The 18,096-nt window shown below is 65.7% G+C and carries 10 protein-coding genes; 2 read left to right on the plus strand and 8 right to left on the minus strand.

Annotation, left to right across the window (positions count from 1 at the left end; all coding sequences use genetic code 11):
- Positions 1 to 24: 24 nt before the first annotated feature.
- Positions 25 to 2,943 (minus strand): T9SS type A sorting domain-containing protein, encoded by a 2,919-nt coding sequence (locus I2I05_RS22155; protein WP_196282940.1) that lies wholly within the window; start codon positions 2,941 to 2,943, stop codon positions 25 to 27.
- Positions 2,944 to 3,115: 172 nt separating this feature from the next.
- On the opposite strand from I2I05_RS22155, the gene I2I05_RS14250 reads away from it, so the two are divergent.
- Positions 3,116 to 4,021, plus strand: coding sequence for a S66 peptidase family protein (locus tag I2I05_RS14250; RefSeq protein WP_196282941.1), 906 nt, complete (start codon positions 3,116 to 3,118; stop codon positions 4,019 to 4,021).
- 137 nt (positions 4,022 to 4,158) lie between these two features.
- Here I2I05_RS14250 and I2I05_RS14255 read toward each other — a convergent pair whose 3' ends face one another.
- The 4 genes from I2I05_RS14255 to I2I05_RS14270 form a co-directional block, all read right to left on the minus strand.
- Positions 4,159 to 5,472 (minus strand): alpha/beta fold hydrolase, encoded by a 1,314-nt coding sequence (locus tag I2I05_RS14255; RefSeq protein ID WP_196282942.1) that lies wholly within the window; start codon positions 5,470 to 5,472, stop codon positions 4,159 to 4,161.
- A 108-nt stretch (positions 5,473 to 5,580) separates the two neighbouring features.
- Entirely contained in the window at positions 5,581 to 6,615 is a 1,035-nt protein-coding gene (locus tag I2I05_RS14260; RefSeq protein ID WP_196282943.1) for a M28 family peptidase, read from the minus strand.
- Positions 6,616 to 6,753: 138 nt separating this feature from the next.
- Entirely contained in the window at positions 6,754 to 8,238 is a 1,485-nt protein-coding gene (gene cysS, locus I2I05_RS14265) for a cysteine--tRNA ligase (RefSeq protein WP_196282944.1), read from the minus strand.
- A gap of 249 nt (positions 8,239 to 8,487) precedes the next feature.
- Positions 8,488 to 9,672, minus strand: coding sequence for an endonuclease/exonuclease/phosphatase family protein (locus tag I2I05_RS14270; protein WP_196282945.1), 1,185 nt, complete (start codon positions 9,670 to 9,672; stop codon positions 8,488 to 8,490).
- A gap of 246 nt (positions 9,673 to 9,918) precedes the next feature.
- Here I2I05_RS14270 and I2I05_RS14275 point away from each other — a divergent pair, with 246 nt between their 5' ends.
- On the plus strand, positions 9,919 to 13,443 hold the full coding sequence (locus tag I2I05_RS14275; protein ID WP_196282946.1) for a DUF7948 domain-containing protein: 3,525 nt from the start codon (positions 9,919 to 9,921) through the stop codon (positions 13,441 to 13,443).
- Between the two features lie 3 nt (positions 13,444 to 13,446).
- Here I2I05_RS14275 and I2I05_RS14280 read toward each other — a convergent pair whose 3' ends face one another.
- From I2I05_RS14280 to I2I05_RS14290, 3 genes are all read right to left on the minus strand, one after another.
- Entirely contained in the window at positions 13,447 to 14,754 is a 1,308-nt protein-coding gene (locus I2I05_RS14280; protein WP_196282947.1) for a lipopolysaccharide biosynthesis protein, read from the minus strand.
- 81 nt (positions 14,755 to 14,835) lie between these two features.
- Positions 14,836 to 16,035, minus strand: a complete 1,200-nt coding sequence (locus I2I05_RS14285) for a glycosyltransferase (RefSeq protein ID WP_196282948.1) — start codon at positions 16,033 to 16,035, stop codon at positions 14,836 to 14,838.
- Positions 16,036 to 16,183: 148 nt separating this feature from the next.
- Complete coding sequence (locus tag I2I05_RS14290; RefSeq protein ID WP_196282949.1) at positions 16,184 to 17,980, minus strand: T9SS type A sorting domain-containing protein; 1,797 nt, start codon at positions 17,978 to 17,980, stop codon at positions 16,184 to 16,186.
- Positions 17,981 to 18,096: the final 116 nt, after the last annotated feature.

Here is an 18,096-nt window from a genome sequence, read left to right on the forward strand (position 1 = left end):
TACCGCGGCAGCCTGCCCATGGGGCTACTGCACCACTACGCGACGCACCAGCGGGATGCTGCCCACGGTGAGGTGCAATTGGTACACGCCCGGCGCCAGGCCGCGCACATCCACTTCGGCCTGAAGAGGCTGGCCGGCTGCCGCCGCAAGCTGCTGCGCGCGCACCGTCTGGCCCAAGGCATTGGTCAGGCGAGCCGAGGCTTGGCCTTGGCTGCCTACGGGCCGCGGCAACAGCACCGTGAAGCTACCCGAAGCCGGGTTGGGGTACACTTGCAGTTGCGCCGCCAGGGCCGAACCGGCAGCCGCCAGGGGCGACGAAGTGAGCTCCAGCGTGAAGCGGCCGGCGGCGGTGAGGCTAGTTTGGGAAAAACGGTACTGGGTGCCCGCAGCCAGCGGGGTGCGAGTGCCAGTCACGGCATCATTCAGGAAAATGGTGCTGCCGGGGGCGAAATTGACTAGCTGCTCGGCGGCCAGCACGTAGGTTCCTACGCGGGGCACAGTGAGCGCCAACGGCACCACTGTAGCTGCCGCGAGGGCGGGCAGGCCGTTGATGGCCAGCTGCTGGCCCGCAGCCACCGTGGCCAGGTTCAGGCCGCTGGGGTTGGGCATCTTGGCTGCATCGAAGCGCAGGTCGGTGCCGGTGGTGGCACCGGCTTCGACGTAGAGGTACGTCTCGTCGGTGGCGGCGGCTTTGGTCGCGTCGGCCACGGTGAGGCGGAGGCGGGGGCGGGCATCGGCCGTGCCGCGCTGCACGGTGGCCGTGTTGGCGGCGTCGAAGTCGGTGATGCGGGCGCTAACGGGGAAGGTGAGAGTGATGGGCGCGGGCACCAGGGAGCGCACGAAGAAGCCCTGCCCCAGCGGGATGGTGGCCGCAGCGGCTGGCCCTACGCCGTTCACGTAGGCCCGGTACTGGCCATCATACTGGCTGGTGCTCACGAAAATGTACATGGCTGAGCTCATGCCGGCGGGTATGGGCACGTTGTCCCAGTTCAAAGCCGAGGCGAAGGGGTTGCCCACTAAGTGCCAGCCGGCCTGAGGCGTGGCCGCCGCGGTGAGGGTTACGGAAATGGCTTCGTTGTTGCGAGTCAGTGGCCCGGTGAAGGCCAGCGTTTGGTCGGCCGTCGTGTTCACGGCGTAGCCGCGGCCGCGTTCCAGCGGCGTAGTGGTAGCTGTGCCACCCGTGGGCACGGCCCAGCCCTTATCAAAGAAGGAATAGCTGGTGGCCGGCGAAGTCAGCGTCCGCCGCTGGTCGTACTCAAACACCGTGGGGAAGGGGCGCACCAGCTCGGGCTGGGCGCTGGTATTGTAGGCAGTATTGAGCACGGGCGAGAAGGTTCCGGTAGCCAGGCTGGCAGTGGTGGCGGCCAGGGGCGTTGCCAAGTGGCGGTAGCCCAGGCCGGGGTTCACGCTGGGGTCGATGTAGCGCTGCACGGTGAAGGCGTTGGACACGGTGCCGGCTCCGGGCGCGACCAGGGCCGTGCCGTCCGCGCTGGATAGCAGCGTGAGGGCGCGGGTGGCGTTGCTCAGGGTGCCGCTGGTGGGCAATAGCCGCTGGCTGATGCGGACGGCATTGGTCAGCGAAACGGCGCTGGCGGCGGGCACGGCAATTTCCAGCTCGCGCACCTGGGCGGGAAGGCCGGAGCCGGTCACTTGGTTGGCGGTGCCTTCATAGGTGTAGATAGCATCGGTGCTGAATGTGCGGGTGCCGGTGTTCTGGATGGCCCCGGTGGCGCCGCTGGCCGCAATGCCCGCGGAGCTGCAGATGCGGAGCGTGCCGCCGGCCTCCAGCACGAAGTTGCCGGGACCCTCCACCACGGAGCAGTCGGTTTTCAGGGCGCCGTTGTTCTGCACCGTCAGGGTACCCAACACGGTGATGGCGCCGGTGAGCGTGGCTTGGCTGCCGGTAATGGTGATGTCCTGATAGGTACCGGCCAGCACGTCGGTGGGCGTGCTGATAACCAGGCTGGGGTACGTGGTAGGCGTGACGGGCACGAGCAGGGGGCGCAGGAAGTCGCGAATGTCGCGGAAGGTGGTTTCGGCGTACGCCAGCGCAGCCGCGCTGGTGCCGTACATCGGGATGTGCGGCGCGTCGTCCAGGGTGCGCAGAACGTTGGGCACGCCGATGCTGGTCGCATACGGGTTCAGCCGACCGCTGCCGTACACGTACTTGGGCGGCAGGCTGGCGCCCACGGTTCCTTCCAGGTAGGGCACCACGGCATCGTCGGTGCCGTGAATGCTGTAGAGCGGGGCGTCGCCGGCCTCAATCAGCTCGGGGCGCTCGGTGGCACCGCTCAGGTTGAGCACGGCCAGCACCTCGCTGCTGTAGTCGGGGTTGCCGCTCATGCCCTCGATGCCGCCCATGGCGGCCACGTTTACGGAAGCGGGCACTTCGCTCACTTTGTCGAGGTAGCCCACGGCCAGGGCCATGAACGCCCCCGCCGAAGCGCCGCCCACCACAATGCGGCTGGGGCTTACCCGATAGGTGTTGTCGGTAGCCGCGTCTTTGCGAAAGAAACGCACGGCCGCCCGCATGTCCTGCATGCCGCGGAAGGCCGCGCGGTCCAGGTTATCCACATCGAAGGGAAAAAAGAACAGACGGTAATCGATGCTGGCCGTGACGTAGCCCAGCTTGGCAAACCGCGTGCACACGTCCACCATGTACTGTTCGCTGCGGCTGCCGCTGACAAAGCCGCCCTGATGGGCGAAGATGATGACCGGCCGCTCGGGCGCCACGTCGCCGGCCGGCTGGTAGATGTCCATGATTAGGGGCTGCGTAGTCCCAGCAAAGTTGACGGCCGAGCCGTACACCACGCCCGGCGTGACGGTGACGGTGGGGAAGATGGGGTCGAAGTACCGCCCGCCCGTGATGTCGATGGGGTTTTGGGCGAAAACCGGATACCCGGCGCCCAGCAGCAGCCAGACAAACAGTAAAGTAGCTTTCATAAAAAAGGGAAAAGTGAAGGAAGAAGAGGCCGACCGATGGGCTTGACGTAAAAGCCCCGGCCGGGGTTTAGCGCAATGCTCATCCAAACTTAACAGCCCGGCGTTAAAATTCTCCCGCCGCCAAGCAACTGGCCCGCCCTGCTTTACTTGCGGCTGTTTTCTTTTTATTTCCATGTCGGTAGTCTTCCCCCCTTCCCTGCAAGCCGGCCAGCGCGTGGCCATCGTCAGCACCGCCCGCAAAATCCCAGCCGCCGAGTTGGCGCCCGCCGTGGCCACCCTCGAAAGCTGGGGCCTGACCGTGGTGCTGGGCGAGAGCATCGCCGGCGACCACCACCAGTTTGCCGGCGACGACGCCTTGCGCCGCCGCGATTTTCAGCAGCAGCTCGACGACCCCAGCATCCGCGCCATCCTCTGTGCCCGGGGCGGCTACGGCACCGCCCGCATCGTGGACGAACTCGACTTCAGCGGCTTCCGGGCCGCACCCAAGTGGGTGGCAGGCTTCTCCGATATTACGGTGCTCAACAGCCACCTCCTGGCCCTGGGCTACGCCAGCATCCACGGGGTGATGCCGGTGCTGTTTCACCAGGCCGGCGGCGAATTGGCCCTCGAAACCCTACGCCGGGCCTTGTTCGGCGAAGCGTTTGAGCCCATTGCCACCGCGCCCTACGCCCTCAACCGGCTAGGCACCGCCACCGGCGCGCTGGTAGGCGGCAACCTCAGCCTACTCCAGACCATCACGGGCACGGCCTCGCAGGCAGGCTTCGCGGGCCGCATCCTGTTTCTGGAAGACCTCGACGAATACCTCTACCACATCGACCGCATGATGCTGCACCTGCACCGCAGCGGGCAGCTGGCCGGCCTGGCCGGGCTGGTGGTGGGCCACTTCTCCCAAATGCGCGACAATACCGTTCCGTTTGGCGTGACGGCCGAGGAAATCATCGACCGGTATGCGCAGATGTACGACTTCCCGGTGGCCTACGGCTTCCCGGTGGGCCACGAGGCCGACAACCTGGCGCTGGTAGTGGGGCAGACCGTGACGCTGACGGTGGATGAAGCGGGTGGAAGACTCACGGCCTGACGGGTCACCTCACCCCCTGACCCCCTCTCCCGCGGAGAGGGAAAACCGGAAATGCCTTATGTGCCGTCGTGGCTCCCCCTCTCCGCGGGAGAGGGGGCAGGGGGGTGAGGTGAGCGTGACCGGGCCAGTCAGCCGCCTCAGTGCTTGGCCAGAAAGTCGAGCACGGCCGCGTTGAACACGGCCGGGTCTTCCTGCGGGGCGAAGTGGCTCAGGCCGGGCAAAATGGTGACCTGCGCCCCGGGAATGCTGGCCGCGATGAGCCGCGTGTGGGCTTCCTTAATGACGTCTTTCTCGCCGGCCAGCACCAGCACCGGCGCCTTGATGGCGGCCAGCTCGGCGGGCTTCATGCGCGGGTAGTCCAGCAAGAGCGTGGTGATGCGCCGGTAGCGGGCCGGGCCGCGGCGCAGGTTCTCTCTGATTTCATCTAAAATGCCTGCTTCCACCGCCGTGGTGTCGGCGTAGAGGTTGGCGCCCATGGTCACGAGGCTGCGCACGCGGGCGGGGTGGTGCAGGGCCATGCTCAGGCCGGTGTTGCCGCCGTCGCTCCAGCCCACCACGTGGGCGGCGGGCACGTGCAACGCGTCAAGCAGCGCCACCATGTCCTCGGCAAACAGGTCGTAGGTGAGCACGCCTTTGGTGATGGCCGACTTGCCCTGGTCGCGGGTATCCACGGCGATGACGCGGTAGTGGCGGGCCAAATCGGCAATCTGGTAGTTGAACCCGCCGATGCTGTAGGAATTGCCGTGCAGCAGTAGCAGCGGCGGGCCCTGGCCGTAGGTTTCGTAATAAAGGCGCACGCCGTTGGCCATTTGGTAGCGGCCCACGGCACGGTTGTCGCCGTAGGACACGATGCCGGTGCCGCGCAGCAGCAGGTAGTGGTTACCGGCAGATTCGCGGGCCACGCGGTAGGTGTAGCCGGCCACTGGCCGCGGCTCGTAGGGCTGCCAGCCCGGCGGCAGGCGCGTAGCCGAAGAGTCAGCGGGCGCGGGCGCTTCAAAGTCGCCGTTGGTCAGCGGCACCGATACCCAGGTGTCGCCGGGTTGGGCCACTTCCAGCCGGAAGTCGTCGAAGGCAAAGCGCCCGTTGCCGTGCACGTTGGGGTTGAGGTGCACGGTATCGGTGCCCACGGGCAAGGTCCCGGCAATGGTGTACGTGGTCCAGCGCGGCGAGCGCACGCGGTTCAGCGGCTTCTTCTGGTTGTAGAGGTCGGCATCGGCCAGGTAGCGGCCGCCTTTGTAGTACACAATCCCCAGGCTGGCCCAGCTGCCCCCCGCGGTGTCGGCCTGCGCCCGCATGGTGAGGCGGTAGCGCTGGCCGCCGTAGGGCGCCACGGCCACCTTCTGCCGGAACATGGTGCCGTCGGCCACACGCACCGGAGGCTGCTTAATAGGCTGTGCCGAAGCAGCAAAAACCAGAGCGAGCAAGCCGCTAAGCAAAAACAGGGGTTTCATAAAAGGAGGTAGAAAGCAGGTGAATCACCCAGAGCAGAGGCACGCACGGCCCAAAGCGTTGCAACTCCGGCCGCCGCCCGCCTCCCTAAGTAGTCCAATTTTCCATCGTTAGTCCACGTACAGCGCCTGCAACACCGTCTGGCCCACTGCCTTCAGCGTCTTGCGGTCGATGATGCTCATGTTGTCGGCGGTGGCGTGGTGGTATTCCGGGAAGTAGTTGTTGCTGTTGTTGTGGTGGTAGATGTCGATGGTGGGGATGCCGGCTTGGTTCGTGTACACGTGGTCGTCGGTAATGCCGCCGGTGTCTTCGTAACGGAAGAAGTCGGAATAGCCCAGGCGGGCGGCCACCCGCCAGATTTTGTCGAGGGCAAAGCCGGCTTTGGCGCGCGACATTTCCTCGCGGGTAAACTTGCCGCCCTTGGCGCCCACCATGTCGAGCAGCACGCCGTACTCAGCCTTGTAGTTCTTCGGCAGCAGGTTCTTGGCCCAGTACTGCGACCCCAGGCACCAGGAATCGGTGCCGCTGCCTTCGAGCAGGTTCTTCACCTCGGCCTGGGTGGAGGCGTCGTGGCCCCAGTCCTCGGCGTCGAAGAGAATGAAGTCGACGCCCACGTTGGGGGCCAGGCTGTCGGGCTGCTGGCTGAGCACGCGGGCCATTTCCAGAGCCACGGCCACGGCGCTGGCCCCGTCGGAGGCGCCGTCCATGGGCGCGTTCTTCTTGGTCTTGTCGTCGTCGGCGAAGGGCCGGGTGTCCCAGTGGCCGAAGATGGCCACGCGCCGCGCCGCCTGGGGCTGGTACTGCACAACAATGTTGCGCGCCTTGATATAGGTGCCATCAAAAGTCATAGCCTCGAAAGGCTGTTCCATCACTTTCAGGCCATAGCTTTTGAACTTGGCCACCAGCCAGTTGCCAGCCGCCACGTGCGCCTTGGAGTTGGGCACGCGCGGCCCAAACGCCACCTGCCGGGCCGTGAAGGCGTAGGCCGAATCGGCATTAAAGACCGGGGCCGGGGGCAGCGCCGCTTCGGCCGGCGGAGCCGTGGTGGTGTCGGGGGTTTCGGTGGTTTTCTTGTCCGGGCAGCCGGTGAGCAGGACGAGACCGGCGAGGGCGGCGAGGGGAAGGCGGAGGTGGCGAAGACGCATGTATAAGGAACTGTCATCCTGAGCGCAGCGAAGGACCTTATCGCGGCAGGAGGCACTTTGATTACTAACTCAACTGAGCATAAACGTGAGAAGGTCCTTCGCTGCGCTCAGGATGACAGCCGAAAATACCGTTGCAACCTACTCCTCGCTGTAGGCCCACTCCACGCCGGCCTTGGTGTCTTTGATGACGATGCCCTGCCCCTTGAGCGCGGCCCGAATCACGTCTACTTTGTCGTAGGCTTTCTCGGCCTTGGCTTCGGAGTAAAAGCTGAGCGTGAGCGCCAGCAGCTGCTCGGCGTTGGCCCGGGGCTCGTCCTGTAGGCCCAGAATGTCGGCCACCAGGGTGCGGTAAGCCGCCACGGCCTCGCCCAGCGCCGCGGCCGATACATCGGCTAGGGCAGCCGGCGTAGTGGCCAGGGTGTTGAACTTGCGCAGCAGGTTGAAGAGGCTGGCGATGCTGCGGGCCGTGTTCAGGTCGTCGTCGAGCCCGGTGTAGAGGTCGGCCGTGAGCTTGCGCAGGTCAGCGTCGCCGGGCAGGTCGGCGCCCTCGCTGGTGGGCGCCAGCTTGTCGAGGAGGCGCAGGCCGTTCATGAGCTTGCGGTAGCCCTTGCGGGCAGCCTGCAGGGCGTCATCGCTCACGTCCACGGGGCTGCGGTAGTGGGCTTGCATGAGAAAGAAGCGCACCACCATGGGCGAGTAGCCCTGCACGAGCGGCCCGGCCGGCCCTTTGAACATGTCGCCCAGCAGCACGAAGTTGCCGAGGCTTTTGCTCATCTTGGTGCCGTTCACGGTAATCATGTTGTTGTGCATCCACACCCGCGACTCGTCGGTGCCGGTGTTGCTGGCCTGGCACTGCGCGATTTCGCACTCGTGGTGCGGAAACATCAAGTCCAGCCCGCCGCCGTGGATGTCGGAGAGCGTGCCGAGGTACTTGCGGCTCATGGCCGAGCACTCGAGGTGCCAGCCGGGAAAGCCTTCGCTCCAAGGCGAAGGCCAGCGCATGATGTGCTCGGGGGCAGCCTTTTTCCAGAGGGCAAAGTCCAGCGGGCTGCGCTTTTCGTCCTGGCCGGCCAGGGTATCGCGGGTGCCGCCTAGCTGGTCCTCAATGCCGCGGTTCGAGAGCCGCCCGTAGCGGTGGGCCTCGTCGTACTTCGGCACGTCGAAGTATACCGAGCCGTTGACTTCGTAGGCGAAGCCGTTGGCGATGATTTCGGCAATCATGCCAATTTGCTCGGTGATGTGACCACTGGCTTGGGGCTCAATGTCGGGCGGCAAGCAGCCCAGGGCCAGCATGTGTTGGCGGTAGCGGTTGGCAAAGTGCTGGGCCACCTGCATCGGCTCGATGCGGGCGGCGCGGGCGGCTTTCTCCATCTTGTCTTCGCCGGTATCGGCGTCGCTTTCCAGGTGGCCCACGTCGGTGATGTTGCGCACGTAGCGCACCTGGTAGCCGAGGTGGCGCAGGTAGCGCGTGAGCACGTCGAATACAACTGGACCCCGGGCATTGCCCAGGTGGGCTTCGCTATACACGGTAGGGCCGCAGAGGTACACGCCCACCTGGGGCGCGTGCACGGGTTGGAATTCTTCTTTTTTACGGGTAAGCGTATTGTAGAGCGAGAGCGACATGGCGCAAAGGTAGCGGGGGAGAAAACGATAAGCGCCCACCTCCTAAAGAAGCGCGCGGCGGAGGCGGAACAGAAGTAAAAAGACGACGCCCGGCGGGGCCAAAGTGCCGCCAGCGAACAACGGAGAAACGAAAATCCGCACCCCGTGGATGATAACCCGTGCCATCGGGCAACAAATTTCGTCCCCTAGCGCAGTAGCCCGTCGCCTGACCGTTTCTTTTCCTACGCAGGCCGGCCCTTGCATGGGGGACTAGCGCAGCTGGTACAGCGCCTCGATGGGAAAATGGTCACTCCACTTGATTTCGCGGTGCACGCGGCAGCCCAGCACTTCCCACTTCGGGCCGGCAAACTGCTGGTCGATGCGCAGGCCGGGCAGTTTGCCGTTGTACGTGGCGCCGATGCCCGTGCCGGCGGTAGCCCAAGCGTTTTGCATGCGGTCGGCCAGCTGGTCGTAGGCGTAAGAATAAGGCAGGTCGTTGAGGTCGCCGGCCAGCAGCACGGGATAGGGCGAGCGGCCCATGTGGGCCAGCACGGTGTCGATTTGGGCGGCGCGGGCCACGGCCCCATTGCGGAAGCGCCGGAGCAGGTTGGGGGCTTTCTGGCGCAGGCCGGCCCGGCTTTCGGTGGCCTTCACAATGTCGGTTTCGGCCATGCTCATGCTTTGCAGGTGCAGGTTGTACACCCGAATGGTATCGGGGCGGGCGCGGCCCGTGCGGGCGGCGGGCCGGGCCAGGTCGGCCCACATGGCGTGGTTTTGGGTGAGGCGGCCGAAGGCAATGGTGCCGCGCCGCACAATGACAAACCGCGAGAAAATAGCCAGCCCAAATTCCGCCCCAATGCCATTGGTGAGCGTGACCGACACAAAGGAGTGCCGGCCGCTGCCCCGGCCCAGGTGGTCGTCGGTGCGAAACAATTCCTTGTCGTACCGCGAGCCGCGGGGCTCGTTGTAGTATTCCTGCAGGCACAGCACGTCGGCCGGGCTCTCGGCCAGCCAGCGAATGAAGCCCTTGGACGAGGTATTGTCAGGGTCGCGCAGCTGGGAATACACGTTGAAAATCCGCACGTTGGCTGAGAGCAGCGACACGTTGGCCTTGGAGGCCGGCACCAGGAACGACGAACGCAGGGTGTTGCCGTTCGTCAGCGTCTGGTTTTGCTCTTTCACTGGCTTGCCCAGGTAGGTGGGGTGCAGGGCCAGGCCGCGCTGCACATGGGGCCATGTGAGCACCAAGGCCGCCACGGGCAGCACCGCCACCCGCCAGTTGCGCCGCAGCCAGTACAGGGCCAGCAGCGCCGTCAGGGCCAGGGCCACCGGCGTGGTGAGCGCCCCAAACACCACGGGCCAGAACGTGCTAGCCGGCACCTGCTGGCAGGCAATGGCCAGCAGCAGCCACGCCAGGGTGAGTAAGGTTATTTTGAAAGCAAACAAACGGCGCACGACACAAGCAACAGGGGCCCCAAAGGTAGCGGAACGGGCGCAAGGCTGCCGCGAGCGCAGAGTTTATTTATCTTTAGGCACTGGCGCCACAGCAGATTTTTATGCCCGCGGCGTTGATTGGATTCCTAGGCTACTCCGCGCTGGGGCGGCTACTTCGGCCCCTCGTTTTTAGCCGTCAGAATTCACCCGCCCCCTAGCGTCTCCCCCGAATTGTTCTCCTACCCTATTCTGCCTTAGTCGTTATATATGAATCCACTTTTCCGCGCTATCTGCCGATGCTTCGTGGCGATGCTGCCCGTGTTCACCTTGCTGGCCACGGCGGCGCATGCGGCAGCCTCGGAGCCGACGGCGGCCAGCCTTGAGTTTATTCAGAACAAAGGACAGTGGGACCGCCGCGTGCGCTACCAGGCGGCGCTGCCCGCCGGCCGGCTCTTTGTGCAGGCCGATGCCTTGACGTACACCTTTTTGGACCCGGCCACGCTCAGCCAGCACCACGAGGGCGCCCGGGCGCGGCCAGCCGGCGCTAACGCAGGCGCCGCCACCGCCGATATTGCAGCCCACGCCTACACCGTGCACTTTGAGCGGGCCAACCCGCAGGTGCGTCTCAGCGCCGAAGGGCCCACGGCCGGCGAGCGCAACTATTTTGTGGGCGCCGACGCCACCCGCTGGGCCAGCCATGTGGGCGCGTTCCGGCGCCTGCGCTACACCGAGCTCTGGCCCGGCATCGACCTCACCCTCTACGAAAACGCCACCCAGCACCTGGAATACGACGTGCTGCTGGCGCCCCGCGCCAACCCCGCCCGCGTGGCCCTGCGCTACGACGGCGCCCGCGACCTGGCGCTGAACGCCGCCGGCAACCTCGTCATCAGCACCACGGTGAGCACCACCACCGAGCTGGCTCCCAAGGCCTGGCAGCTCGACGCCGCGGGCCGGCCGCAAGCCGTGGCCTGCCGCTATGTACTCACGGGCCGCACCATCACCTTTGCCCTGGGACCCTACGACAAGTCTCGCGCCCTGACCATTGACCCCACGGTGCAGTTTTCGACCCTCACCGGCTCGACGGCCGACAACTGGGGCTTTACGGCTACCTACGACAACGCGGGCAATATGTACTCGGGCGGCATTGTGTTCAACTCGGGCGGGACGTTTCCGGCCACGCCGGGCGCCTACCGCACCAGTTTCAGCAGCGTGGTCGACATGGCCATTATCAAGTACAACACCCAGCTCACCGGGCCGGCATCGCGGGTGTGGGCCACTTACCTGGGCGGGAACGAGGCCGATTTTCCGCACAGCCTGGTGGTAAACGGGCAGAATGAGCTGGTGATTTTGGGCAGCACGTCGTCCATAAATTACCCAACCACCGCCGGGGCAATGCAGTCTCGGTTTGGCGGCGGCACCGCCCTCGACCCGTTTGGCTCGGGGCAGGCGCCCTACCTCATGCCCAACGGGTCCGACCTCGTCATCACCCGCCTCAACGCCACGGGCAGCGCGCTGCTGGCCAGCACCTACTTCGGCGGGGCGGGCAACGACGGCGTGGTGGCCCAGCCGCGGGCCATCGGGGCTAACTACGGCGACGCGTTTCGCAGCGACGTGCTGCTGGACGGCGCCGGCAACGTGTACATCGCCGCGGCCACCAGCTCCGCTAATTTGATGGGCCTGACCCGGGGGTTCAACCCCACGTACCGGGGCGGCCCGGCCGATGCGTTGGTGAGCAAGCTGACGCCGGCCCTGGACGCGGCCGTGTGGACCGGTTTTCTGGGCGGCACCGGCGCCGACGCGGCTTATTCTGTGCAACGCGACGGGCAGGGCCGGGTGTATGTGTGCGGCGGCACCACCTCCGCCAATTTCCCCACCACGACCGGCGCCTACCTTGCGGATGCGCCCGGGGGCGGCACCGACGGCTTTGCTGCCCGCATCAGCCCCGACGGACGGACGCTCGAACGCGCCACTTTTATTGGCACGGACTCGTACGACCAAGCTTATTTTTTGCAGCTTGATGCCGCGGGCCACCCCTATTTATTCGGGCAAACGCTGGGGCAGGTTGATATCCCCGACGGGCTATTTGGGGACGTGGGCGGCACGCAGTTTATTCAAAAGCTCGACCCCGACCTGATGGCTAGCATTTACAACACCGTGTTTGGCAACCGCGCCGGGCCCCGCGGCGGCCCCAACCTGGTGCCCACCGCCTTCCTCGTCGATGACTGCGAACGGGTTTACATCAGCGGCTGGGGCGGTAACACCAACAACGCTTGGCTGGGCGGCAACACCGCCGGCCTGCCCGTGACCGGCAACGCCATGCAGGGCACCACCGACGGCAGCGACTTCTACCTGGCCCAATTTGCCGCCGGTATGACCAGCCTCGAATACGGCACTTTCTATGGCCAGCAAGGCGGCCGGGGCGAGCACGTGGACGGCGGCACCTCGCGCTTTGACAAGCGCGGCGTGGTGTACCAGGCCGTGTGCGCCAGCTGCAGCGGCACGCAAGGCTTTCCGGTGCCGCCGGGCGCGGGCAGCTACTCCACCCGCAACGGCAGCGCCAACTGCAACAACGCCGCCTTCAAAATCAACTTCGAGGTGGTGCAGGCCGACCCCGGCCCGCGCCGCTACGTGTGCGTGGACGACGGCAACATCAGCCTGAGCGGCAGCCCGGCGGGCGGCGTGTGGAGCGGGCCGGGCGTGGAGGCGCTACCGGGCGGCGGTTACCAATTTGTGCCGTCGGCGGTGGGCGCCGGGCAGTACCTTATCAACTACACGGTGCAGGCCACGGGCACCTGCCAAAGCACGCGCGCCGTGCGCTACTTGGTGGCGCCGGCCGTGGTACCGGCGTTTGCCCCGGTGCCACCCCAGTGTACCACCATGCCCATCCTTACCCTCAGCGCGACCCCGGCTGGGGGCGCATTCAGCGGGCCCGGCGTGTCGGGCGGGCGCTTCAATCCCGCCGCAGCCGGGGCGGGCACGCACACGCTTACCTATGCCATTTCCGATTCGCTGGGCTGCGGCGTTATCACCCAGCAGGTGGTGGTGGGCCGGCCGCCCGCAGTCAGCGTGGGGCTCGACACCACGCTTTGCGCCGACCTGCGCCAGCCGTTTCAGCTGCACGGCTCGCCGGCGGGCGGGGCGTGGAGCGGCACCGGGGTTTCGGCCACGGGCTTTTTCACGCCGCCCGACACCAACAACCGGGGCGGGGTTTTCCCCATCACTTACACGGTGGTAGATGGCGCCTGCCAGGCGGCCGCCACGCAGCGGGTGATACTGGCGCCCACCTCGGCCCAAGACGTGGGCCTGAACCTGCCCGTGTGCGCCGCCGCGCCGCAGTACACGGGCCTCGCCCCTTTTAAGATTGTGCTGACGCCCGTGCTGCTGTATTCCAAAGCCGTGTACTTGTGGAATTTCGGCGATGGCACCCCCACCAGCAGCGAGGCCACACCCACTCACACCTACCAGCAACCCGGCACCTATAAGGTTACCCTCACGGCCCGCTACGGCAACTGCGAAGTCCTCACCGGCTTTGCGCCCGTGGTGGTTGGCGACGTATTTGTGCCCAACATCATTACGCCCAACAACGACGAGCTGAACCAAACCTTCCGGCCCCGTTTCAGCTGCCGCCCGGCGTCGTTGGAAGTGTTTTCGCGCTGGGGCCAACGGGTGTACCAAACCAATGACTACCAGAACAACTGGGATGCCAAGGGCGTACCCAACGGCATTTACTACTACCTGCTGCGCGATGCCGACGACCGCCGCGTGAAAGGCTGGGTAGAAGTGCGCCGCTAACGGCTAAGGCCGGGCCGGCAGCGACTCGGATTGGTCGGCTTCCAGCGCTTCGGTCCTGCTCCCGCGCCGCAGCAGCCCGCGCACATCGGCCCAGCCGGGCACCAAATCGCGCCAGTCGGCGTGGATTGCCCGCTGATACTGCCAGAGCAGGTACGTGGCGCTGGCCGCGTACGAGGCCGACATGCCCAATGCTGCGCCCACCATGCCCAAGCGCGGCACCAGCACCAAGCTCGTGGGCACGGCCACAAATAGGCCCAGCAAGGCCGCGCGGTTGTTGACGCCATAGCGGGCCATGCCGCTGAAATAAGTACTGGCCTGCATGCCTGCTCCGTTGATGAGAATGCCGGGCGCCAAGGCGAGAATGACGGCGTGCGCCGCCCCAAACTCAGCGCCGAAGACGGCCGCTAGCCACGCCGCGGGCACGGCTGCCAGCACCAGCACAGCCGCCGCCGTGGCCAGGAGCGTGAGCCGGCTGCCCCGCAGGGCCGCGTAGGTCTGGCCGCGCTTGTCGGCCGCGTTCACCAGGGCCACGTAGTGAATAAGGGCCGTGCTCCGCGGAATCAGCCAAATGGCCTCGGCCAGGGCCACGCCCACCGACAGAATGCCCAGCGACCGGGCATCGGCCAGATACGCCACGGCGTAGTAGCCGAAGCGGTAGTTGGCAAACGTGAGCAAGTTGGACAGGTGGGCGCCGCGGCTGTGGCGGGCCAGCTCGCGGGCGGCGGCGCGGCGGCGCGGACGGCGGCGGTCCCAGGCATCGGGCAGCCGCAGCAGCAGGCCCGTGCTGATGAGCCACGGCAGGCCGTAGGCCACGTAGTTGGCGTAGTAATACGCCGTGATGCTGAGCCACTGCCCCGGGCCAAACGCCAATGCCAGCGCCCCAGCCAGGAGCGCGGCCTGCGCGGTCATGAGCACATTGTAGGTCCGCTCGCGCTGCCGGCCCAGCAACAGGAACAAATTGATGGAAAGCAGCACCTGCACCAGCGTCACCCCTCCCAAATGCAGGGTGTAGACTAGGCCGGCGGGCCGCAAAAGACCCACTGCGGTCGCGCCCAAAACACTCACCACCACCGCCCAGCCATAAGCCGGCAGCAGCAGGTGCCAGGCGTTGCGCCGCGGCACCAGGTAGATAAGCGACGAACCGCCCACCAGCCCGGCCAGCAGCACCAACCCCGACATATCGGTGAAAAACAAGCTGACTTGCCCGCGCCCCGTCGCCCCCAGGTACCGCGCCGTGAGCCACACCACCACGAAGCTCAGCCCCGCCGTGAGCACCCGAGCCGCGAAGTGTTGGAGAATGCGTTTTATCATGGCAGGCCGCAAGGTCGGCACCGGGGCCGAAACAACAGAAAATGCTGCGTTTGAATGACGCCGCCAAAGCTCGGACCACACCTACCCCTGCCGCCCCAACACCTGCTGATACAGCGCCCGAAACGCCGCCCCAACCGCTGGCACGCTAAACCGCGCTTCGGCATTGGCCCGTAAGGCGGTGGCGCTGTAGGTGGTGGCTAGCACGGTTTGGAGGGCAGTGGCCAGCGCGGCTTCGTCGCCGGCCGCTACCAACTCCCCGAAGCGGCCATCAGCGGGCAGCAGCTCCGGTACGCCGCCCACCTTGGTGGCCACTGCTGGCAGGCCGCTGGCCTGGGCTTCGACCAGCACACAGGGTAGGTTTTCGAAATTTGAGAACAGCACGAAGCACGCCGCTTGGCGCATTTCTTCGGCGACTTCGGCATGAGTGAGCTTGCCCAGAAAGACGACGGTGCCGTCTGCCAGCAGCCCCAATTGGGCGGCTTGGGCACGCACGTGCGCTTCGTCGGGCCCGTAGCCGCCGATGCGCAGCCGGAGTCCGGGAATCTGGGTGCGCAAGCCGGCCACTACCCGCAATAGCCCGCCCAGGTTCTTGGCGGCTTCGTTGAAGGCGGCCACGTGCAGCAGCACCGGCCGGCTTGCCGCCCATGCCGGATGCGCCGGAGGATGAAAAAGGGCCGTATCTACCACGTTTGGTATAACTACCGTTCGGTTATTGACTGCGCCTAAGGCGGCCAAGGCGGTACGCAGGTTGTCCGACACGGTGTGCAGCGCCGCCGCGCGCCGCACCACGGCCCGCGTCAGCCGGCGACGCACCCAGGTGAGGTTTTCGGCACGGCCTGGCAGGTAGGCCGTCCAATGTTCGGTGATGAGAAACGGGATGTTTTGCATGGCACGTAGCGCCCAGGCAAATACACCCGTGCGCAGCAGCACGTGCACGTGCACCAAGGCGGGCCGCTTGCCCCAGTGGCGGCAAATGCGGCGGTAGCCGCGCAGCAGGCACCAGAAGTAGAGCAGCAGTTTCAGCGGCTTGTCGAGTAGCGGGAGGCCGGTGGGTGCGGCGCGGTAGTAGTAGCGCAACGTGGGCCAGGCCCCGCTAAAATCTTCTTCTGCATCAATCAGGCTGGGCAATGGGCCGCGGGCCACGGCGGCAAAAAGCACGGCCACTTCCACGCCCCCAAATGCCGCGATGGCGGCCACGTGGCGCCCCACAAAGTCGCCGTCCTGGTCGTCGTAGCGGTTGGGATACCACTTGGGCAGCATCAAAACGCGGGGCGCTTGCAATGAGGAAAGAAAAATGAGAAAGTGGGATTTGGCACAAAGTACGGCGACGGTTCGCCGCCATAGAAAAAGCCTGCCCCTTGGAGAGGGCAGGCTTTTACCTAATCACAGAAATAAGGCGTTCCGCTATTTATTGTCGCTCCTCGTGGCTTTACTGCGTTACCACGAAGCGCACCGACTGCACGGCGTCGCTGGTGGTAACGGTGGCCAGGTACACGCCCGGAGCCAGGTTGCTGGGGAGGACCAGGCTGTGCGGGCCGGCACCCAGCTTGCCCGCATTGAGGATGGTGGCCTTTTCGCGGCCGAGCATGTCAACGATGCGCACCGTGGCGGTGGTGGTGGTTTTCACCTCGAAGCCCAAGGTAGCGGCGGCACCTTCGGTGGGGTTCGGCGATACGGTGAGCGCCTGCAGGGGAGCGGCTACCACTTCGCGGTTGCCCAGCGTGAGGCCCGGGCGGTTGTAGCACGTGATTTGGGGGTTGAAATTGCTCCAGCCGGCCGCCCAGTTTGGGGTGCCAGCGGGGCCGAATGCGCCCCGGTAAGCCACGTTATCGAAGAAAGCACTGCTGACCTTGGCATCGGTGAAGGAAGCGCCAGCCACGAGCGGCGAAGCCGCCGGCAAGCTAAAGTCGGGCATGCAGTTGACCGCAAAGCCGCAGTTGCCAGCCGATGCCAGGTCCACGAGGCCAAAGTTGTCCGGATTCAGGTTCAGGTTTGCCAGCGTGGTGGTGAGGTTGGCACGACTCGCGTCGTTCACAAAGCCCGCCAAATCAAAAGTGCTGCCAGTGGTTACGCTGAAATTGCTGGGCGTGAGCGTGGAGCCGCTGGCACGCGTGCCGCCAATGGCAAACACGTTGTTTTTGAGCACCAGGTTCCCGTTAGTGGCCTGGGTTTCCGAGTTGGGGGTGATGAACCCGCCGCCGGTAGCGGCCGCGGCGTCGATGTTGAGCAGCGGCGCGTAGGGGCCCGCAATCACGGAATTGAGCAGCGACAGCGCCGAGTTGCGGCGGATGTGCGCGCCGCGGCGGTGGCGCTCGGCAAAGGTTTGGCCGGCACCGGCCGAGGGCAGGAACAAGCTCATGTTGGAGAACACCGGCGCCGTTTGGGGCGTGGCGTTGGAGCCGTTGCGGTCGTTGTCGGACTCGAAGCCGTTGGCATCCGAGACGTCGGCCGCCGAAGGGTCGCGTAGCGCTAGGCCGAACTGCACGTTGCCAGCGAAGCCGTTGTCGGAGTCGAAGTCGTCGTCGAGGGCGCCGTAGGAAATCAGGTGCTTGGCGTTCACGGTGCCGCCGAACCACTCAAACGAGTCGTCGCCGGAAAAGGAAACCTGCACGTGGTCGATGGTGGTGCCCGAACCGACCCCGCCCAGCGTCAGGCCGTTGATTTCGTTGCCCGTCGAAATGAGAATGCCGGGAAACTCGATGCGGACGTAGCGTAGCGTGCCGGAGTTATCGGTGAGCACCGGCGCATTTTCGGCGCCGGTGGTGCCGCTCACGAAACCCGGGCCGTAGTTATAGCCCGCCACGCCTTCGATGAGCGGGTCGCCGGCCACGTTCTCCTGCGAGCGGCCCAGCATGATGATGCCGCCCCAGTCGCCGCGGGCCCGCGAGCCGGCCGGCTGGTTGGAGGTGAACACAATGGGCTGCGTGGCGGTGCCGTTGGCTTCGAGCCGCCCGCCGCGGGCCACGATGAGCGTGCCGTTGCTGTTGCGGTCGCCTTTGATGATGGTGCCGGGCTGAATGGTGAGCACAGCGCCAGGGCCCACCACCACGTTGCCATTGATGAGGTAAATGTTGGTGTTGGACCAGGTAATGTTTCCGGTCAGCACCCCGGCCGGTACGCTGATGGGAGCCACAGAAGTCGGGCAGGCTGTTTGGGCCAGTGCTTCGGTGCGGGTAGCGGCCACGGCGGCCACCGCCAACAGAGCAGACAGTATAAACTTTTTCATAGCAACCAAGGGAATTAATACGTGATGTTTGGTCCCACAAAGGACCGAAGCAACAACGCCTGACCCAAGGGCCAGGCGTTACCATTCAATTGATTACGTGTTATCTTATTGTTGCT

Origin of the sequence: Hymenobacter jeongseonensis (assembly GCF_015694725.1) — a bacterium.
GTDB classification, from domain to species: Bacteria; Bacteroidota; Bacteroidia; order Cytophagales; family Hymenobacteraceae; genus Hymenobacter; species Hymenobacter jeongseonensis.